Genomic DNA, 21,025 nt, shown 5'->3' on the forward strand with positions numbered 1-21,025 from the left:
GCTTCTGAAAGCCACAAAATATCAGCACTTTATAACGAAGTGAGAAAGTTGGCACGCTTCCTGCTTTATCTCTTCATGAAGGGCCATTTTATCAAAACAATGGCTTTGCAACTTGAAGAGCATAGAAACGAGGTACATGTTATGGGTATTTTTTCACGCTTCACAGATATCGTAAATGCGAATTTGAATGCATTGTTAGACAAGGCTGAAGATCCGCAGAAAATGGTTCGCCTGATTATTCAGGAAATGGAAGACACGTTGGTTGAAGTTCGTTCAGTCTCCGCGAAAACTTTATCGGAGAAAAAGGATTTGAACCGTCAGCTGACCCGGCTTGAAAATGAAGTGGTTGAGTGGGAGCGTCGTGCTGAATTGGCGTTGAGTAAAGAACGCGAAGATTTGGCGCGCCAGGCACTGCTTGAAAAGAGTAAGTTAGAAGATACTATTGCAACGATTCACGCAGAGATCCAACGGGTCGATGATCACGTGGACCGTCTCAGTGGGGAAATCACCCAGTTGCAGGAAAAGCTGGCAGACGCTAAAGCACGGCAGAAGTCGATCTTGATGCGCGAGCGGACGGTGAGCTCACGGTTGAGCGTGAAGAAAACGCTCGACAGCAGTAAAGTCGATGATGCGATGTATAAGTTTGAGCGTTATGAAGCGAAAATTGACGATCTCGAGTCGCAAGTGGACGCGTATGAGCTTGGCAAGAAAACTTTGACAGACGAATTCCGTGCGTTGGAAAACGAGAATAAGGTCGATGCCGAGCTAGAAGCGTTGAAAGCGAAGTTGAACGATAAAAATAAAAAAGACTAATCTGTAGGCATGCAGAGCGCGGCAACGCTCTGCAGTCTATTCCCAGAGAGGAGATAGGGCGATGGGTGAGATGGAAGTAGCAATATTTAGCGTGATTATGGCGCCTTTCATTCTGTTTGTGATTTTCGTGGCACCGATTTGGGTCATTCTGCATTATCGCAGTAAACGGAAGATCCGGGAAGGAATGAGCGCCACCGACGCAGAACTCGTACGCCAGTTGGCCAAGCAAGCCGAGGATATGCGCGAGAGAATTCGTACGCTTGAAAGCTTACTTGATGCTGAACACGCCAACTGGCGGAAAGAACAGCGCTAGGAGGGATCATGACGAAGATAAAGAAGAACTTAATGCGTGATCCGGTCGAGGGAAAGATCGCCGGGGTTTGTGCAGGGCTTGCGAAGCATTTTGGGTGGGAGCTCTGGGTCGTTCGTATCGTCGCAATTACTGCGTTAATTCTGGCTTCAAAGATCACCCTGACTGCTTACATCATTGCGTGGATTGTTCTCGATAAAGCGCCAGAGGGAGGTTCTTCGAACGCAGAGCCAACCACACTGAGAGAAGAGACGCGGATTGAGCGCACCAACGATGGCCGAACCATTGAAGTAAAAACCAAAGTGTGGGAAGCAGGGAAACCACCAGCCGAAGCACTAAAAGATATTCAGGCTACATTTGCCGATATGGAAAACTCGGTTCGGAAGATGGAAGAATACGTAACGTCCAGCGAATTTCGGGTGCGCCAGGAAATCAACCGTCTTTAATCTCGTAGTCTTCAATGGTAGCCCCAGACACAGAAAGCGAGAAAACCAAGGAAGCTCCAATTTACTGGGGCTTTTTTTATGGCCGAACGGGTTGGTGGCACCGAGTGGAAATTAAACCTTACAGTATTCTGCGGTAGGACCACTTTGCTTTTATTGCTGTGTCCTGAAACCCTGCCGTAAGCTACGGCTCAAACATAATAATAACAACCGACATGAGAACTCATTATGGCAAAGGGTAAAACAATGCGTCCGGAGACGCTGGTGATTCACGGTGGGACGGCTTTCAATGATCCGCATGGCTCGTTGACGACCCCACTGTATCAAACATCAACCTTTGTCTTTCCCGATGCAGAAACAGGTGGGCGCCGGTTTGCTGGTGAAGAATCGGGTTATATCTATTCGCGACTTGGCAATCCGACAGTGGCACAACTCGAGCAACGAGTAGCGGCGCTCGAAGCAATGGAAGCAGGCGCGGCGTGTGCGACTGGAATGGGTGCAGTTGCAGCCGCAACCATGGCATTTTTAAAAGCCGGCGACCATGTGATCGCGTCGGACTGTATTTATGGATGCTCATTCGCTTTATTCAGCCATCTGTTTGAGCGTTTCGGTGTGCATGTTGATTTCATCGATATGACGGACGAAACCGCGCTTGCAAACGCGTTCCGAGAGAACACGCGTGTGGTCTTCTTGGAAACCCCTGCAAACCCTCACTTGCGCTTGTTAGATTTAGCAATGGTCGGTGAGCACTGTGCTCGCCATAACGATGTTCGTCTTATCGTAGACAACACCTTTATGACCCCGTTATTACAAAAACCTGGCGCATTTGGGGCGCATTTAGTGGTGCATAGTGCGACTAAGTACCTTAATGGCCATGGTGATGTTGTGGCGGGAATCATTACCGGGTCGGCAGAGGACATCCATACCATTAAAATGACGACGCTCAAGGATATGGGGGCGACGATGTCTCCACACGACGCATGGTTGATTATCCGTGGTCTGAAAACCTTAGCTGTGCGTATGGAAAAACATTGTGCCAATACCGAGCGGGTTGCTGAGTTCTTGCAAAGTCACTCTTGCGTATCCAAGGTTTATTATCCGGGGTTTGCGGACCATCCGCAGCATCACTTAGTCGGAACCCAGATGGCGCACCCTGGTGCGGTGATTGCCTTTGAAATGTTGGGCGGCTACAGCGCTGCAGTGCAGCTACTGAATCAATTGGAGATGATACGCGTTGCTGTGAGCTTGGGCGATGCGGAGACCTTGATTCAGCACCCAGCATCCATGACCCATTCACCGTTAACGCCGGAAGCGCGGGCGCGGGCAGGGATTACGGATGGTTTAGTACGGATTTCTGTCGGTCTTGAGCATGTAGATGATATTATCGGGGACTTGCAGCAAAGTTTTGAGCGTGTCCTCAGCAATCCACGAGCCCGCCTTTCCGCGGTATAGGAGCGAGCTATGAGTAAAAAACAGAGTAAATACGTTTCGAAGCAGCCCGACGCAAAGGGCATTATTCATTGGACAGACGAAGAGAACCGCATCTGGCACGACCTTGTAGCGCGTCAACTGGATATCATTCCTGGCAAAGCCTGCGATGAATATATGGAAGGCTTGCGTTTGTTAGATATGCCGAAGGATCGTATTCCTCAGCTGCATGAGATAAATGAAGTCCTGATGGAAACGACAGGTTGGCAAGTGGCGCAGGTCCCTGCGTTGATTCCTTTCGATGAGTTCTTTCGCTTACTGGCGAATAAACAGTTTCCTGTGGCGACCTTTATTCGTACACGAGAAGAGTTTGACTATCTTCAGGAACCCGATATTTTCCACGAGATATTTGGTCATTGCCCGCTGTTAACCAATCCTGCATTTGCTCATTTTACGCATCAATACGGCAAGCTCGGCTATGCAGCGAGCCCCAAAGAACGGGTTTACTTGGCTCGCCTGTACTGGTTCACCGTTGAGTTTGGCTTAATGCAAACTGAGCAAGGATTGCGGATCTACGGGGGCGGAATTCTATCGTCACCCGGCGAAACAAAGTACGCATTAGAGAGCGATAAACCTGAGCGTAAGCCACTTAAGCCCCTTGATGCGCTGCGGACGCCATATCGGATCGATATTATGCAGCCCATTTATTACACCATTGCCGATACCCAAGAACTGTTTGAGATTGCAGATATGGATATCATGGCTATGGTTGAAGAAGCGATGGAACTTGGTTTATTCGAACCAAAATTTCCACCCAAGCCGAAAGATGCAGCCTAGCCGTGGCGGATACCGCCGCGCATATTTTTTACTAAACGAAGAGAAGTCATACTCGGTCGAGTATGGAGAAAGGAACAGAGCATGTCTGACTTAAAAGAAATGAAGTGCGAAGCTTGCCGTGCAGATGCCCCAAAAGTTTCCGATGCTGAGCTGAAATCACTTATGCGTGAGATTCCTGACTGGGCCCCAGTGGTGCGCGATGGTGTCATGCAATTGGAGCGTGTGTATAAATTCAAGAACTTTAAGCTAGCGCTGGCATTCACGAATAAGTTGGCGGAGCTGGCGGAAGCCGAATTCCATCACCCAGGTATTTTCTTGGAGTGGGGAAAGGTCACCGTGACTTGGTGGACCCATGCAATTGGGGGACTGCACAAGAACGATTTCATTATGGCAGCGAAAACCGACGCCCTTCTGAATGATTAGCCCGTGGTTTTTAGATTGCGACTGACGCAATCTCACTGCGACTCATCGAGAATCAGCAGCAAGCAGTCCGCTTCTGCTGATTTTTTATTTGCATCCCTGTATAATTTTATTTACATACTTTGTTGGGAAGCCTACTTACATGCGTTTGGAAATTACCTGCTCAGATCGGCTCGGACTCTGCCAAGACGTTCTGACGATTTTGCGCGAGAATGGCATTGACCTAAAAGGAATCGAGGTCGATCCGATAGGGAAAATCTACCTTAGCTTTCCGACCATCGAATTTGCTGATTTTCAAATGTTGATGTCGAAGATTCGCCGCATTCCCAACGTCGAAGACGTCAAGACGATCCCGTATATGCCCACCGAGCGAGAGCACTATGAGTTCAATTTGTTGCTCTCAACACTACCGAATCCAGTCATTTCAGTTGATTCGAAAGGGCGTGTAGACATTATCAACAGTGCAGCTGCGGCGTTACTTGATACTGAAAAAGACGCATTACGCGGTGAGTTGGTAAATGATTTAGTCGGTGGGTTTCATGTCCATCGCTGGCTCGAAAAACAGCCGAGCGAACCCCATACAGATTATGTGCGAATCGGAACCGCAAATTATCGTGCGAGCTTTCTACCCGTGTGGGTGAACGATAAAGAAGGTGAACCTGCATTTGCGGGCGCCGTCGTGCATTGTCAATCGGAGCCGCTGCCAAGTCGACCGAATAGCAGTGGCCAGGTTTCCCCCTTCAGTCATGTCTTGACTCAGCATGCGCATGTTAAACGTGTGCTGAAAGATGCCGAGCGAATGGCGCAGTTGGATGTGCCCTTGTTGATTGAAGGAGAAACCGGTGTAGGCAAAGAACTAATTGCCCGAGCCTGTCATCAAGCCGGTAATCGAAGCCAGCAACCATTTCTTGCTGTGAATTGTGGTGCACTGCCCGATAACGTGGCAGAGAGTGAGCTTTTTGGCTACGGTCCGGGCATTTTCACCCATCATCCGAGCGGAAAAAAAGGAATTTTTGAGCAAGCGAACGGTGGGACGGTCCTGCTTGACTCAGTCGGGGATATGTCCCAAGAGCTGCAAGCGAAGCTTTTGCGCTTCTTAGAGGATGGAACCTTCCGTCGGATTGGCGAAGAGCAAATGGTTCGGGTTGATGTGCGGCTGATTTGCTTGGCACGCGGGGCGCTTTTCGAGCGAGTCGAATCCGGCCATTTCCGCGAGGACTTGTATTATCGCTTGAATGTCCTCTCGCTTCAGCTGCCACCATTACGGGATCGAAAAGGCGATGTGTTGTTGTTGGCTGAACACTTTGTTCAAAAGTTTTGCCAACAATTGCAGCGCGCACCGATTCGTTTATCACCTCCCTGTAAAGATTATCTCAGTCAATACAGTTGGCCGGGTAATGTGCGTCAATTAGAGAACACGTTGTTTCGTTCGATTTCTATGCTCGAGCGAGAGACGCTCGAACCCAGCGATATCAATTTACCCGATGTTCCTGCAATTGCAGATTCTCTGGCGATCGATCTTGAGGACGGAACACTTGAAGATGCAGTGAAACGGTTTGAAAGCACGCTGTTGCGTCGGCTTTATCCAAGTTATCCCAGCACCCGTCAACTCGCGCGAAAGCTGGGCTTAAGCCATACAGCCATTGCAAACAAGCTGCGCGACTACGGGATCGGAAAGCAGCGTAAGCGGACCTAAACAGCTAAACGTACAGATTTCATGCCAGCGCGCGGGGCTTTTGTAATGTTTTGTTTACAAACAGCCCCTTAAGCGATGCATAATCAATCGAAGTAAACTATTCTTTACGAATGTCTTAAACTTAAGCACATTCTCATTCAAGGCTGACGCCTAGCCGAGCCACGCGCGTTCGCGATACAACACCATAGAAAACTTACAACAAAAGCGGTATGCCGAGAGAGGGGTACCGCGCGACATGAGAGGAATTTAGTTATGACTGACCACAGCATTAATCCATTGGGCACCGATGGCTTCGAGTTCGTCGAGTACACCGCAGCCGATGCAAAGGGCATCGATGCGCTGAAAAATCTTTTCAAACAACTTGGTTTTACCGAAGTTGCGAAACATCGCCGCAAAGATGTTTGGTTGTACAAGCAAAATGACATCAACTTTATCGTGAATGCGCAACCCTCATCGCAAGCGGAAAAATTTGCGCGCGAACACGGACCAAGCGTATGCGGTATGGCGTTCCGCGTAAAAGACGCGAACAAAGCAATGGCCCATGCTCTTGCCAATGGTGCAAAAGAATTCAAACCTGATGTTGGCGCGATGGAACTAAACATCCCAGCCATTTATGGAATTGGTGAAAGTGCTCTGTATTTTGTTGATCGGTACGGCGATAAAACAATCTACGATGTCGATTTTCAATTCTACGAGAATTGGGAAGCGTCAATGAACGATTTCCAAGTTGGTATGGATTATGTGGATCACCTGACCCACAACGTCTTCCGCGGTAATATGGATGTCTGGGCTGGCTTCTATGAGCGGATTGGAAACTTCCGCGAAGTCCGTTACTTCGATATTGAAGGCAAATTAACGGGACTTTTGAGTCGTGCAATGACCTCTCCTTGCGGAAAAATCCGTATCCCTATTAATGAGTCACATGACGACAAGTCGCAAATTGAGGAATACCTGCGTGAATACAACGGCGAGGGAATTCAACATATTGCCATGTCGTCTGATGATATCTATCACACCGTTCGAACTTTGCGCGAGCGCGGGATGGAGTTTATGCCAACGCCTGACACCTATTATGACAAGATCGATGAGCGGGTTGAGGGTCATGAAGAAAGTGTGGATGACCTCCGTGACCTGCGTATCTTGATTGATGGCGCGCCGATGAAAGACGGTATCCTTTTGCAAATCTTCACCAAGACCGTGATTGGTCCGGTGTTCTTCGAGATTATTCAGCGGAAGGGCAACGAGGGATTCGGTGAAGGTAATTTTAAAGCACTGTTCGAGTCGATCGAGGAAGATCAGATTCGTCGAGGAGTCTTAAGCGATGCGTAAGTGGATCTCTTTCCCGAAGCAAGTGGGTACGGCCTCGCGCCAAGCCCACGCTGACTTCCCGGAAGAAGCGATTTACGAACGAGAAGCTGGTCGCAGCGGTTTTTTTGGGCCAGCTACCCATTTCCATCATACTCATGCCCCAACCGGTTGGAGTGATTGGGAAGGGCCGTTGCGTCCACGCTGCTTCGATTTCAATCAATTGTCGGGAACGGACTCAGCATCTCCTTGGGTTGCGCCGCATCTGCTGTTCAACGCGCATTGTAAATTCCGTATTTGGCATCTCAACGAGCCGATGAAGCGCCTGGCTCGAAATGCCGATGGTGACGATTTATTGTTCGTCCACGAAGGTGCAGGTGAACTGTTCTGCGATTATGGCCACTTGACACTTCGTGATGGGGATTATGTGGTGATTCCACGCTCGACCAATTGGCGGATTGAACCAACAGCTCCTATGCAACTTGTCATGATCGAGGCGACGAATGGGGCTTATCAGCTGCCCGACAAAGGGCTGGTCGGGAATCACGCAATATTTGACCCGGCCTGCTTGGATGTTCCCGAAATTGATGAGGCGTTCAAAGCGCAATACAGCGAAGACGCCTGGAAAGTGGAAGTAAAACGTCACGGACAAGTCTCGGTGATCACCTATCCTTACAATCCGCTCGATGCGGTGGGTTGGCATGGAGACCTAGCGCCTGTGCGTATCAACTGGCGTGACATTCGTCCGTTGATGAGTCATCGCTATCACTTGCCACCATCGGCGCACACCACATTTGTTGCGGATCGTTTTGTCGTATGTACTTTTGTTCCGCGTCCAATTGAAAGCGACCCGGGTGCATTGAAAGTGCCTTTCTATCACAATAACGACGATTACGATGAGGTACTATTCTACCACGCGGGCGATTTCTTTAGCCGAGATAACATAGATCGCGGAATGGTGACATTCCATCCGGCTGGATTTACGCACGGCCCGCATCCAAAAGCCTTCAAAGCAGGGCAGGAATACAAGAAAAAATTCACCGATGAAGTCGCAGTCATGCTCGATACCCGAGATGCGCTTGAATTCAGCGAAGCTGCGGTGAGTGTCGAAAATCCAGACTACGTGAATAGCTGGAAGGAGAAAAAGGAATGAAATTAGCCACGTATCGAGATGGTACCCGTGATGGCAAACTCGTTGTAGTCAGTCGTGATCTAACGCGTGCGGTGGCCGTGCCTGAAATAGCGCGGACATTGCAGTCCGCACTTGATCGGTGGGACAAGGTCGAGGGACGTCTGAAAGAGGTCTATATTGCGCTCAACAACGACAAACTAAGTGATGATTTTTCGTTTGATGAGACCCAATGCGAGAGCCCATTGCCACGCGCTTATCATTGGGCGGATGGCAGTGCTTACGTCAATCACGTGGAACTGGTTCGGAAGGCTCGAAACGCTGAAATGCCACCCAGCTTTTGGGAAGACCCACTGATGTATCAGGGGGGATCAGATGCCTTTATTGGTCCTCGTCAGGATATCCCTTTGGGTTCTGAGTCGTGGGGCATCGATTTTGAGGGTGAAATCGCCATCATCACCGACGATGTTCCGATGGGTGTCGAAGCCAAAGATGCACGTCAATACATTCGTTTGTTGATGTTGGTCAATGATGTGTCGCTGCGCGGTTTGATTCCAAATGAGTTAGCAAAGGGCTTTGGTTTTTATAACTCGAAACCGAGTTCAGTATTTTCTCCGGTCGCGGTTACGCCAGATGAGCTCGGTGATGCCTGGCAGGATGGAAAGGTTCATTTGCCGCTCCGCTCGACCTATAACGGTGAGCTTTTCGGGTACCCGAATGCGGGTGTCGATATGACGTTTAATTTTGATCGTCTCATTCAACATGCGGCGATGACGCGTCCGCTCTGCACGGGCACGATTATCGGCTCGGGAACGGTATCGAACAAACAGGGCACTGATCATGGAAGCGCCGTAACAGAGGGGGGCGTTGGCTACAGTTGTATCGCTGAAATCCGAATGATTGAAACGATCCGAGACGGCAAGCCGAGTACGCCGTTCATGAAATTTGGTGACACGATCCGAATCGAAATGCATGACGCGGACGGAAACAGCATCTTTGGCGCGATTGATCAAAAAATCGTGCAGTACTCAGGGCCATCTGCATGAAGTTGTTTGGTTACTGGCGCTCGTCTGCCAGCTACCGGGTTCGTATTGCACTGAATCTTAAAGAAATTCAGTATGAGACGGTTCCCGTTCACTTGCTGAAAGACGGTGGGCAACAAAAAACAGATGCCTATGCAGCACTAAACCCAGCACAGCTGGTTCCAACGTTGATCACCGATGATGGTGTTCAGCTGAATCAATCGCTTGCCATTATCGAATATCTTGATGCATTGGTTCCGTCACCCGCACTGGTTCCGAAGGATCCACTGGGCGCAGCTGTTGTTCGGACGCTCGCGCTGGATATGGCAGCCGATCTCCAGCCGATAACGAATCTACGAGTTTTGCAGTATCTTACAGGCACGTTAAAGCAACCTGAAGCAAGCAAAGTGGCGTGGATTCACCATTGGGTTTCGCAAGCTTTTGGTGCATTCGAGAAACGCTTGGAAACGACCGCAGGACGCTACTGTGTGGGTGACACCGTCACCCTTGCAGACGTGTGTCTCATGCCGCAGGTCTACAATGCAGAGCGCTTTGCGGTGGATATGACGCCGTACCCAAGGATTCGTGCTGTCGTAGCACAACTTCGTGAGTTACCTGCGTTTATTCAAGCAAGTCCTGAGCTGCAGCCGGATGCAAACACCTAAAGAGAAACCATAGTTCGGAGTCATTTAACGCAGGTTTCCGTCTGAATAGCCCGTGTTGGCCGGTTCTTGGCTCGCCAAACATGGGCTATTTTGGTTTAATGGCTCAGGTTTTCTCATAAGCACTTTATTCCCATCATAAGGAATTCAGGAATGAAAAGAAAAATTACCATTGCGATAGCAGCGGCGTTAATGACGGTTGCATGTGCAAGTTCCGAGCCAATGAACCAAACCGGCGCGAGCTACTCGAGCCCTTCACAGACAGAACCTCGGACATTGACGCGTGTAACAGGCACCCCGGATAGCGAGCAAGCGATTCGGATGACCCAGATTATGGCGAATCCAGACTGGATTGCTCGGTCACCTGAGAATGCGTATTGGTCTTGGGATGGACGCACGGTTTTATTTGACCGAAAACGAGAGGGCAGCCCTCAACGCGATCTCTTTATACGAGGTCTTACAGATGGAGGGAATGGTGAACGCGTTGCGCTAGCTGACTTGCATCAACATGCCTATCGAGATGGGATTAAGAATTCGGATCGCAATTTGAAGGCTTACGTTTTTGAGCGGAATGTTTTCGTTCTTGATCGGGAAACCGGCGCAGTTACGCAAATTACCCGGGACAGCAGCAACAAATCTGAACTGCAGTTTTTGACAGATGGCCGCCTGAGCTATCGGTCGGGCAATGACTTTTATGCGGTGAATTTACGAAATGGCTTTACCGAGCTGCTGGTGTCTTTACAAACCCAAGATGCACCGGTTGCAGTTCAGGCTCCTACAGATATTCTAGCGCAAGAAGAAATTGAGCTTATTGAGTGGACGCAAGTGCAACGTCGGAATCGGCAGGAGCGCTTTGATGACCAACAGCGGATGCATGCAGAAAATCCGAGTGTTGCACCAGCGCCGATCTTCTTGGGCCGTAATAAGCAAATCGCGGAAGTTAGTTTATCGCCGGCCGGAGACCGCATGGTGGTCGCGGTGCAAGATCCACAAACTTGGCGGGGTGATTCCGATGTTATGCCGCGTTATGTCACAGAAACAGGACGAATCGAGAATCAAGATGTGCGTCGTCGTGTTGCGGATGCGAAACCGGTTCACCACACGTTATACCTGATTGATTTAAACAGTGGTGAGAAAACCGAACTGAGCTATGAAACCTTACCCGGCTGGGATGAGGATGTTCTTAAATCAGTGCGCGAAGAGAACTATGCAGCGCGCGGCGAGACCTATGTCAGTGAGCGGAAACCGCGTGCAATCAATGTGATGCAACGCTGGTCTGCACCAGAAGGAAATATCGTCTGGAACGATGATGGAAGTGCTGTCGCAATTATGCTGCGAGCGTGGGACAACAAAGACCGTTGGATCGCAACGATTGATCTCGAACGTGGTCGTTTGCAAAACCAAGATCGTTTGCACGATTATGCGTGGATCAATCGGGATTTTAACGCGTTTAATTGGCTCCCGAACAGTAACAAGATCTGGTTCTTGTCAGAGGGTTCAAATTACTCACATATCTACGTGCGTGACCTCGATGCGCAAAGTACACGAGCCGTTACGTCCGGACGTTACTTAGTTGATCATGTGACCTTGAACCAAGCCGGTGACACATTCTATTTTCAAGCAAACAAAGAACATCCGGGTATCTTCGAAATTTATCGGGTGCCCGTTGCTGGGGGCGATGTTGAGCGACTCACTTACCTAGAGGGCATTACTCAGTATCGGTTGAGTCCAGACGAATCACAGTTGTTGCTTACGCATAGCAGTGCACTCCTGCCGCCAGAACTGTATGTGCAGGATAATCGTGCAAACGCGAGTGTCACCCGGTTGACAGAAACAGTGAGTGATGAGTTTCTTGCGTTGCCATGGCCTGAGCCAGAACTGATTGGCGTGCCATCGAGCCACGTAGAAGACCCGATCTGGAGCCGCGTCTACGTGCCGGATGATTTTGATCCAGACCGTGCTGAAGGCTATCCAGCCGTCGTATTTATTCACGGTGCGGGATATTTACAAAATGCCCACGCCGGGTGGTCACAGTACTTCCGTGAGTTCATGTTCCACAGCAAGCTAACGCAACAGGGTTATGTTGTGCTTGATCTCGATTTCCGCGGTTCTGCTGGCTATGGACGTGATTGGCGCACAGCTGTCTATCGTCAGATGGGTACCCCAGAAGTGGAGGATTTGGTGGATGTTGTTGCCTGGATGGGCGAGCATCGCAATGTCGATGTGGAGCGCGTAGGCACCTACGGTGGCTCCTATGGCGGTTTCCTAACATTCATGGCGTTGTTTAAAGAGCCAGGATTGTTCAAGGCGGGTGCTGCGCTGCGCCCCGTGACCGATTGGGCGCATTACAACACGGGATATACATCAAATATTCTCAATCTTCCGCAAGACGATATGATTGCCTATCGTCGCAGCTCGCCGATTTACTTTGCAGAAGGGCTCGAGGATGCATTGTTGATTAGTGCACCGATGGTGGATGCCAATGTGTTCTTCCAAGATTCGGTTCGCTTGGTTCAACGATTGATCGAGTTGGAAAAAGAGAACTTCGAAACGGCTATCTTCCCAGTGGAAGATCACGGATTTGTAGAGCCTTCCAGTTGGCTTGATCAATATCGCCGGATCTACAAGTTGTTTGAAGATAATTTGAAGTAACACACTTCAACTGAGAAGCCCGGCGTGACGCCGGGCTTTTTTTTTGCTTAGCCCAAGGTCGAAGCAGTGAGAATGTTCCAGTAGCCGAGTAAGCCCACAAGAACGATCAAATTGACGGTAAAGATACTTGCAGTGATGCGCCGTCCCAAACCCCATTGGGCCCGATACCAAATTAAAATGAGGGCCACCACCATGGCGAAGGTGAGCAGGGTAATGACGCGGGCGAGCAAAATCCATACGGAGCCCATGAAGGTCGGCCACTGCGCAAAATGCGTTGCGACCATCGCACCGAGTTGTCCGCCATCTACCTGAATCGCCCAAACAAACCCAGCCCACGCAAGGACAACGGCAAAACTTAGGTAACGAAAAACCTGACCACTTCGAAACTCGGGTTTGTTTTGGTTTCGGGTAAAGGTCAGAACAAAGAACCAGACCAACGACATAAATATGGCCAACATGAAAATACTTGTTGCAAAACCCGTGGTCTCCCACACCTGAAGCCGCTCAAAATTATTGTGCCCGAGTGTGTTATGCAGCAACAAAACGGTGTTATTCGAACTGAATGCGATGCGGTTTCCGTTATCGGGGTTAATAAAAGTGTCTTCGCTGAAGGGGCGATACCGTTCTGTGAGCCCGCCCTGGGTGAGCGTAAGAAATCCTTGGTCGTTACTTCCAATGGTCAGTTCCCCGCCAAACGAAAGCAGCTTGTCGATCGTTTTATAGCCGCGTCGCTGTGCACGGTAAAGCCCGTGGAACGCGGTTAAGTCTCGGTCCATATCTGGCTCAAATGAAGGCAAGTAATGGGGGAAGAACTGCTTCACAAACCGATGGGGAAGCTGAGAGCTCAAACGAAATCCTGTCCCGGTGTTGGTGGATACAAAGATCCCTAAATCGAGATCTGGAAAAAGCACCATATTCGACATAAAGCCGAAGATTGAACCGCCATGTTCCAGTGTTCGGTAACCCCAAATATCCTTTACCCAATAACCTAATGCGTTTGCACCGACGTCCGCATGATTGCTGATGCTTGCCTCATGTAAAAGCCTGAGTGTTTCGGGTTGCAATACGCCGCCGCCATCACCAAGTTGTGAAATCATAAAGCGCGCCATATCAGCAGCATTGCTTATAAGGCCTCCTGCGGGCATATTTCCCGCATGCATCCAAGCCAAATCTGGTGCCTGAAACCGCCCGGAGGACCACGCATAGGAATAGGCTAAATCTTCATATGCCGCTGGACTCAGCCGACCATCCTGTGGCTGGCCGGTCCAATCACGAAAATAACTGTGCTCCATACCCAGAGGACGCAGAACGTGCGTTTCCATATAGTCTGCGTAAGGCATTCCCGAAAGCGTTTCGATGAGCAGTCCGATGACCGATGTACCATAGTTGGAGTAAACCACCCGCTCACCGGGAGCGCGGACTTGGTTGGGTTGAAAGCGTGCAACATAGTCATGAAGGCTATGATCTGTGTCGGCGTCGATGGCCCAGAAATGCCCCAAATAGCTATCTTCAAAGCCAGCACTATGTGTCAGTAAATCACGCACACGCACGGTGCCTTTCGGGAGGTCAAATGCGATATCGGGTAGGTAGTATGTGAAGTCCGCATCGAGGTCAATTCGCCCTTGTTCGACTTGCTGCAAAAGACCAATAGAGTTGAATATTTTTGTAATTGAGGCGACCCGGAATAGGTGCCGCTCGGGGTCCACACCAATTTGTTCGGGCTCGCGCGCGAATCCATAGCCCTTGATCAAAATAGGTTCACCGCGATGAATGATCGAAATGGTCACCCCCGGAATTCGATGATCCTCGATAGCCGTTGTGATGACACCATCGATAAAGGATTCGACGGCAGTTTGATCAAGTGCCGTAAGTGGGGTGGGAGCTGCTATCGGCGCGGTGCTAAAGCAAGCGAAAGCCATTGCGAGGATACAGACACTCCAGCATCGTTTGATGTTGGGAGTAGGCTTTGGACTGCGTCCACGCATGAACCAGAGTTTCCACATTGTGTTGGTCCTTTTAAACGTAAATAAACGTGTAAGTCCCAACAACAACGCGATGCGTTTAGGACCGTTGTAACGGTTGTCTTTTTTGCAGGCTTGGAACGGCAATTACGCCTCCAAGAGCGCCACCTAAATGTGCAAGGTAGGCTACTTGCGCATTGAGCCAAGGATCGACGGTGTCGGCACCGGCCATATCAAGAACCAGTTTTGCGATCAGCAAAGCGAGAACAGCAAACCCGACCTTCTGACCTTGCTTCACCATGACAATCCCGGCATACGCAACGAGTCCATGCAAAATCCCTGAGAAACCGACAAAAACAGGTTGCTCACTGAATGCAAGGGGCAACAATGCTGCGAAGAGTCCGGCAAATACCATGACATTTAACATGGTTCGGCCAAACACATACTTTCTTAACACGACCGCAGCCAAAAACAAACCAAGAATGTTGGTCACCAAATGATAGGTATTCAGGTGGACCAGATGCGTGGTGAGCAAGCGCCAAGCCTGAGCAAGCAAACCGTCTTCCGTGAGAACAAGGTATGGATGCAAGCCCGGAAGAAAATGGATGAGCACCAAGGCGAATATTACCCCTGTGGGTGCGAGGTAAGGACGGAATAACGACTGGATCGATTGCATGATTTCGACTACCTGAAAAGTTTTCTCTATGATACCGTTATTTAAAATTGAAGCGCAAAAGAAGTCGTGAGGTGTTCCAATGCAACGAAAGCGTTATCCCGGTCTTTCTTCGGGTCCATCTTTGTTATCGAAGCTCGTTTTTGGAGCTGTCAGTGCTCTTGTGCTCTCTGCGTGCGCACCGGCGCCTGTCGAACGTGAAGCTTACGAACCTGAGGCTGCAACGGGATGGCGTGACCAGCAGCTCAGTTTTGCTGAGAATTACATGGTTGCCGCGGCGAACCCTGCTGCCGTCGAAGCGGGGCTTGCTATCCTGCGTGAAGGTGGAACCGCGATTGATGCTGCAGTCGCTGTGCAAGCGATGTTGACCCTTGTGGAACCTCAATCTTCGGGGATCGGCGGTGGTGCTTTTATTTTATATTGGGACAATGAAACGCGTGCGCTCCATTCACTGGATGCGCGGGAAACCGCGCCGATGGCAGCAACACCCGAGCTATTTCTGGATGAGGAAGGGAATGCACCTCGGTGGATTGACGCAGTCGTTGGTGGCCGTTCGGTGGGAACGCCTTCTGTTGTGCGGGGACTTGAAGTAGCGCATCAACGGTGGGGGCAGGTGCCGTGGAATCGCCTGTTTGAAGAAACGATTGAGTTAGCCGAAGTAGGATTTGAAGTTTCTCCGCGCCTCGCAGAGCTGATTGCGCTCGACTTTAATCCAGGGCTTCCCCGGATGCCGGTTGCTCGGGATTATTTCTTCCCAAACGGGCGGGCACTACAAGCAGGTGACATTCGTAAAAACCCCGAGCTTGCGGATACGCTTCGAGCCATTGCGGAGCAGGGTGCAGATGCCTTGCATTACGGCCCGATAGCGGAAGATATTGTACGGGCCGTGCAAGAAAGCCCGATAGCTCCTGGGTTGCTCTCCATGGAGGATTTAGCAGCGTACCAGCCGATTTGGCGCGATCCGGTCTGTGGTGGCTATCGAGTGTATCAAATCTGTTCCATGGGTCCGCCAAGTTCAGGTGGCATTACCTTGCTGCAAACCTTAGCGCTTTTAGAACCTTTCGATATTGCAAATCTTCCGGTGAATGGCGAAGCTGCGCTTCATTACTTTACCCAAGCCTCGCGTCTCGCGTTTGCCGACCGTAATCGATACATTGCGGACGATGATTATGTTGAAACGCCGATCGACGCTTTGCTTAACCCAGATTACCTCACCCTGCGTTCGGCGCTGATCGGTGAAGAGGATATGGGGCACGCTGAAGCGGGGGACATTGGACATTTCTCACGGGCCGATGATCAATCGCTCGAACTTCCAAGCACCACCCATTTCAGTATCATTGATCAGTACGGCAATGCGGTCTCCATGACCAGTACGATTGAAATGGGCTTTGGTTCCACGGTAATGACTCGCGGATTTTTGCTCAATAATCAATTAACCGACTTCTCATTAGTTCCGGAAGTGGATGGTGTTCCGGTCGCAAATCGGGTGGAGCCTGGGAAGCGACCTCGCAGCTCGATGTCACCGGTTATCGTGTTTGATGAAGCAGGTGATGTACTGCATGTGGTTGGCTCCCCGGGAGGTCCGCGGATTATTAATTATGTAACGCAAACGGTGATCGGACTCCTTGACTGGGATCTCGACATGCAAGCAGCCATCAATCTGCCGCGTATTACGAACTTGAATGGAGCGACATCGCTCGAACAAGGGACTGATATTGAGGGGCTGAAGCCACTGCTCGAGGGACGCGGACATCAAGTGGAGATACGGTCTTTGAATAGCGGACTACATGGTATTACTCGAACAGCAGAGGGCTTAGAGGGTGGTGCAGATCCGCGTCGCGAGGGCAGTGCGCAAGGGCATTGAGCAGTCGAAATAGCCTCTGCACAGAACACAGGATAAATTCCCTATGAGTGAAACGATTTTTACGAAAATTATCAATCGCGAGATTCCAGCAGACATTGTTTATGAGGATGACCAGGCCCTTGCTTTTAAAGATATTAATCCGCAAGCACCGATTCATCTTCTGATCATCCCCAAACGGCCTATTGCGACGGTGAATGCAATTGAGAAGTCAGACCGTGAGTTGGTGGGGCATTTGTATTGGGTTGCTGGGGAAATTGCGCGTCGGGATGGCTTTGCTGAAGATGGGTATCGGGTCGTGATGAACTGCAATGATGATGGAGGCCAAACCGTCTATCACATTCATGCACACCTACTTGCGGGCAAGCCACTTGGTTGGCCTCCGTATCAAGAGCGGCTAAAAAAATAGCGCGGAGCCCGCGCTATTTTTGCCAGAACCGATGTTTAGTCTGTTGAGGCGTTCCACCTTAGCGCTTTAAGACCAGCCCCTTGAGATACCACCCCTCAGGGTAATGGACATGCACTGGATGGTCCGGCGCTTGCTGGGTCCGGTCGATGATTTTTAAATCGACTTTAGCATCTAAGCATCCGTCGGCCACCACTTTTTGAAATAGTTCAGAACTTAGCAATCCAGAACAGGAAAACGTCATAAGAATACCATCTGGATTGAGCAGGGACGCTGCGAGGCGATTAATATCTTTGTAGCCTCGGCATGCTCGATTTAAGCTGGCTTTTGAATCGACAAATTTTGGTGGATCAAGCACGATGACATCAAAGGTTTCACCTTCTTCCACGAAGGTCCGCAACTGCTCAAAGACATCTGCCTGAAGATATTCAATCACGCCCGGGCGAATGGGGTTGAGGCTCTCGTTATGCCGCGCGAGATCGAGTGCACTCTCCGAAATATCCACGTTCACGACGCGATGAGCCCCGGCAAGGGCTGCATAGATACCAAAGCCACCGGTGTAACTGAAGCAATTCAGGACGGTTTTGCCTTTAGCATATTGCTGAATCTTGTGACGGGCATCACGTTGATCAAGGTAGTAGCCTGTTTTATGTCCAGTCATGACATCAACGGTTAACTGGACGCCGTTTTCGTGAATGGTGACAGGTTCCACATGCATGGTGCCACGGCGTGGACCCTGTACTTTTTTAAGGCCTTCCTTGCTACGGACATCTACATCGGAACGTTCATAGATAAAGGAGCCCGGGAATAATTCCTCGAGCACATCATAAATAGTCTCTTCCCAGTACGCTGCCCCAGCAGAGAGAAGCTGACAGACGAGAATATTGTCATAGCGGTCAATGGTAATTCCCGGCAGACCATCGGACTCGCCTGCCACCACGCGATACGCATTGGTGTGGGGACACACCTCGGCTTCACGCAGCCGTTGTGCAGCGATAATACGATCAGCAAAGAACTCACGATTGATATGACGCCCCGGCGTAAAGCTCCAGACGCGAGCGCGAATCTGTGAATGCGGCGAGTACGCTGCAACCGCGAGCCACTCGCCAGATTCTGTGTAGACATCGACAGTTGCGCCGAGATTGGGCTTTCCTTGGACTTTTGCGATCGCGCCACTAAAGATCCAGGGGTGGCGGCGCCGTAACGATTTTTCACGGCCCGCTTTAATAATGATTCGATCGCTCATGATATTGCTTCCTTACATCACCCGTTGGCCCGGCTGTGCGCCATCGTGTGGATTGAGGATGTAAATCTCTTTTCCGCCAGGACCGGCTGCAAGTACCATTCCTTCTGAGAGCCCAAAGCGCATTTTTCGTGGCTTTAAGTTGGCAACCATGACCGTCAATTGCCCGATTAACGCTTCTGGCTGATAGGCTGATTTGATTCCAGCGAATACCTGTCGGGTCTCGGAACCAATATCGAGTGTCAATTTCAAAAGCTTATCCGCACCTTCAACGGGTTCTGCATTGACGATACGCGCCACACGCAAATCAATTTTGGCAAAATCTGAAAATTCAATTTCATCTGCGATTGGCTCGATGTTTTGTGTCGTCTCCATTGGCGTGTCATTCGCTCCATTAGAAACGGCTGCGGCGGTATTCTGAGACTTCGATGACTCCAACATAGCGTCAATCTTCTCGGTTGGCACCCGTTGCATGAGGGCCTTGAACTTCTCAATGGGGTGGTCAGTTAACGTGGTCTGCACGGAATCCCAGTGAAACCGGTCATTCAGGAAAGTTTGTGCATCATCGGATAATTTAGGAACCACCGGGGTTAGGTAGATCATTAGAATACGGAACAGGTGAATACCCATGGAGCACACGTCGTGGACTTCATTTTCCTTGCCTTCTTCTTTGGCAAGTTGCCATGGCTCTTTCACGGCTATGTATTCGTTGGCACGATCCGCCAGCTTCATGATTTCCCGCATGGCTTTTGAGAACTCGCGTTCTTCATATGCTTTCTTTAGCTCGCTGGCCGCAGCTTGGAAAGATGCCAGCATCTCGGGCTCTGCGATGCGTGGGGATAGCTTTCCAGAGAACTTCTTGCTGATAAATCCGGCACAACGACTCGCGATATTCACCACTTTGCCCACAAGATCGGCGTTTACCCGTTGTGCAAAGTCTGTCAGATTGAGATCGAGGTCATCAATGCGCGACGTTAATTTTGCGGCAAAGTAATAACGCAAGTACTCAGGATCTAAGTGATCAAGGTAGGTCCGAGCCATAATGAATGTCCCTTTGGACTTGGACATCTTGGTGCCGTTGACGGTAATGAAGCCGTGAGCCCACACGTTGGTAGGCTGACGAAATTGTGCGCCTTTCAACATGGCAGGCCAGAACAGACTGTGGAAATAGATGATGTCTTTACCGATGAAGTGATACACCTCGGCGGTACTGTCTTCTTGCCAAAAATCCTCAAACTCCAGATCATCTCGTTGCGCGCAGTAGTGCTTGAAACTACTCATGTAGCCAATCGGCGCGTCGAGCCACACGTAAAAATACTTGCCTGGAGCATCGGGTATCTCAAAGCCAAAGTATGGCTTGTCACGGCTGATATCCCATTGTTGAAGCCCTTGCTCAAACCACTCGTTGAGCTTGTTTGCCATTTCACTCTGGAGTGAGCCAGAACGTGTCCACTCTTTGAGCATGCCCTCAAAAGCGGGGAGGTCGAAGAAATAGTGTTCAGACTCGCGTAGTTCTGGAACGGCCCCAGAGACCGCGGAGCGAGGGTTCTTCAAGTCGGTCGGTGAGTACGTTGCGCCACAGACGTCACAGTTGTCACCATACTGCTCCGTGGCGCCACACTTGGGACAGTCGCCTTTGACAAACCGATCGGGCAAGAACATTTCCCGTTCTGGATCGAACAGCTGTTCGATGGTTCGAGTATGGATATATCCATTATCGCGCAGCCGTGTGTAGATGAGGGTGGCAAGTTCGCGGTTTTCTGGACTATGGGTGGAGTGATAGTTGTCGAAAGACACCCCAAAATCAGCGAAGTCACGTTGGTGTGCCGCATTCATATCGTCGATCATTGCTTCAGGGGTAATTCCCAACTGCTGGGCCTTGAGCATGATGGGCGTACCGTGTGCGTCATCTGCACAGACGAAATGACACTCATTACCTTGCAATCTTTGGAATCGAACCCAGATATCCGCTTGAATATAGCCCAGCATATGGCCAATGTGGATAGGGCCATTCGCGTAGGGAAGCGCATTCGTAACCAAAATACGACGCTGATTTGCTGTCATAGATACTCTCAAAATATTGCTGTGGCATTCGCTCCGTTGGAGCGTGCGCGTGTGGATCTGAAACGATCGCCATAGTAACGGAAAATATCCGGCTTTTCAT

The 21,025-nt window shown here is 50.1% G+C and carries 18 protein-coding genes; 14 read left to right on the top strand and 4 right to left on the bottom strand.

Annotated elements, in window-relative coordinates; genetic code table 11:
- Window positions 1-141: 141 nt before the first annotated feature.
- The 12 genes from pspA to CWE11_RS00935 all read left to right on the top strand — a co-directional run bounded on the left by pspA (window position 142) and on the right by CWE11_RS00935 (window position 12,717).
- Entirely contained in the window at window positions 142-813 is a 672-nt protein-coding gene (pspA, locus tag CWE11_RS00880; protein WP_126775716.1) for a phage shock protein PspA, read from the top strand.
- Between the two features lie 61 nt (window positions 814-874).
- Window positions 875-1,126, top strand: a complete 252-nt coding sequence (gene pspB / locus CWE11_RS00885; protein ID WP_420808378.1) for an envelope stress response membrane protein PspB — start codon at window positions 875-877, stop codon at window positions 1,124-1,126.
- Window positions 1,127-1,134: 8 nt separating this feature from the next.
- Window positions 1,135-1,569, top strand: a complete 435-nt coding sequence (pspC, locus tag CWE11_RS00890) for an envelope stress response membrane protein PspC (protein ID WP_126775717.1) — start codon at window positions 1,135-1,137, stop codon at window positions 1,567-1,569.
- Between the two features lie 225 nt (window positions 1,570-1,794).
- A complete protein-coding gene (gene megL / locus CWE11_RS00895; RefSeq protein WP_126775718.1) occupies window positions 1,795-3,018 on the top strand; it encodes a methionine gamma-lyase in 1,224 nt (407 codons plus the stop codon).
- A 9-nt stretch (window positions 3,019-3,027) separates the two neighbouring features.
- A complete protein-coding gene (phhA, locus tag CWE11_RS00900; RefSeq protein WP_126775719.1) occupies window positions 3,028-3,831 on the top strand; it encodes a phenylalanine 4-monooxygenase in 804 nt (267 codons plus the stop codon).
- A gap of 81 nt (window positions 3,832-3,912) precedes the next feature.
- Window positions 3,913-4,254 (top strand): 4a-hydroxytetrahydrobiopterin dehydratase, encoded by a 342-nt coding sequence (locus CWE11_RS00905; RefSeq protein ID WP_126775720.1) that lies wholly within the window; start codon window positions 3,913-3,915, stop codon window positions 4,252-4,254.
- 139 nt (window positions 4,255-4,393) lie between these two features.
- A complete protein-coding gene (tyrR, locus tag CWE11_RS00910) occupies window positions 4,394-5,947 on the top strand; it encodes a transcriptional regulator TyrR (protein ID WP_126775721.1) in 1,554 nt (517 codons plus the stop codon).
- 252 nt (window positions 5,948-6,199) lie between these two features.
- Window positions 6,200-7,276, top strand: coding sequence for a 4-hydroxyphenylpyruvate dioxygenase (hppD, locus tag CWE11_RS00915; protein WP_126775722.1), 1,077 nt, complete (start codon window positions 6,200-6,202; stop codon window positions 7,274-7,276).
- Window positions 7,269-8,405 (top strand): homogentisate 1,2-dioxygenase, encoded by a 1,137-nt coding sequence (locus tag CWE11_RS00920; protein WP_126775723.1) that lies wholly within the window; start codon window positions 7,269-7,271, stop codon window positions 8,403-8,405. The genes hppD and CWE11_RS00920 overlap by 8 nt, the downstream gene beginning before the upstream one ends.
- A complete protein-coding gene (locus CWE11_RS00925) occupies window positions 8,402-9,427 on the top strand; it encodes a fumarylacetoacetate hydrolase family protein (protein ID WP_126775724.1) in 1,026 nt (341 codons plus the stop codon). Before CWE11_RS00920 ends, CWE11_RS00925 begins: the two co-directional genes overlap by 4 nt.
- Window positions 9,424-10,068 carry a maleylacetoacetate isomerase gene (gene maiA, locus CWE11_RS00930; protein WP_126775725.1) on the top strand — a complete coding sequence of 215 codons (645 nt, stop codon included), beginning with the start codon at window positions 9,424-9,426 and terminating at the stop codon, window positions 10,066-10,068. Before CWE11_RS00925 ends, maiA begins: the two co-directional genes overlap by 4 nt.
- A 150-nt stretch (window positions 10,069-10,218) precedes the next feature.
- Complete coding sequence (locus tag CWE11_RS00935; protein ID WP_126775726.1) at window positions 10,219-12,717, top strand: prolyl oligopeptidase family serine peptidase; 2,499 nt, start codon at window positions 10,219-10,221, stop codon at window positions 12,715-12,717.
- 47 nt (window positions 12,718-12,764) lie between these two features.
- Here CWE11_RS00935 and CWE11_RS00940 read toward each other — a convergent pair whose 3' ends face one another.
- Both CWE11_RS00940 and rrtA read right to left on the bottom strand, forming a co-directional pair.
- Entirely contained in the window at window positions 12,765-14,720 is a 1,956-nt protein-coding gene (locus CWE11_RS00940; protein ID WP_126775727.1) for a serine hydrolase domain-containing protein, read from the bottom strand.
- A 58-nt stretch (window positions 14,721-14,778) separates the two neighbouring features.
- Window positions 14,779-15,354, bottom strand: a complete 576-nt coding sequence (gene rrtA, locus CWE11_RS00945; RefSeq protein ID WP_126775728.1) for a rhombosortase — start codon at window positions 15,352-15,354, stop codon at window positions 14,779-14,781.
- 79 nt (window positions 15,355-15,433) lie between these two features.
- On the opposite strand from rrtA, the gene ggt reads away from it, so the two are divergent.
- Window positions 15,434-17,215: a gamma-glutamyltransferase gene (gene ggt / locus CWE11_RS00950; RefSeq protein WP_126775729.1), complete on the top strand. Its 1,782-nt coding sequence runs from the start codon at window positions 15,434-15,436 to the stop codon at window positions 17,213-17,215.
- 43 nt (window positions 17,216-17,258) lie between these two features.
- A complete protein-coding gene (locus CWE11_RS00955; RefSeq protein WP_126775730.1) occupies window positions 17,259-17,621 on the top strand; it encodes a histidine triad nucleotide-binding protein in 363 nt (120 codons plus the stop codon).
- A gap of 58 nt (window positions 17,622-17,679) precedes the next feature.
- On the opposite strand, the gene CWE11_RS00960 is transcribed toward CWE11_RS00955, so the two are convergent.
- Both CWE11_RS00960 and metG read right to left on the bottom strand, forming a co-directional pair.
- A complete protein-coding gene (locus CWE11_RS00960; RefSeq protein WP_126775731.1) occupies window positions 17,680-18,864 on the bottom strand; it encodes a class I SAM-dependent rRNA methyltransferase in 1,185 nt (394 codons plus the stop codon).
- A 12-nt stretch (window positions 18,865-18,876) separates the two neighbouring features.
- The gene (gene metG / locus CWE11_RS00965; RefSeq protein WP_126775732.1) at window positions 18,877-20,925 is read right to left on the bottom strand and encodes a methionine--tRNA ligase; all 2,049 of its coding nucleotides are present in this window, start codon (window positions 20,923-20,925) and stop codon (window positions 18,877-18,879) included.
- Window positions 20,926-21,025 lie beyond the last annotated feature (100 nt).

Source organism: Aliidiomarina sanyensis, assembly GCF_003987175.1.
Taxonomy (GTDB): Bacteria; Pseudomonadota; Gammaproteobacteria; order Enterobacterales; family Alteromonadaceae; genus Aliidiomarina; species Aliidiomarina sanyensis.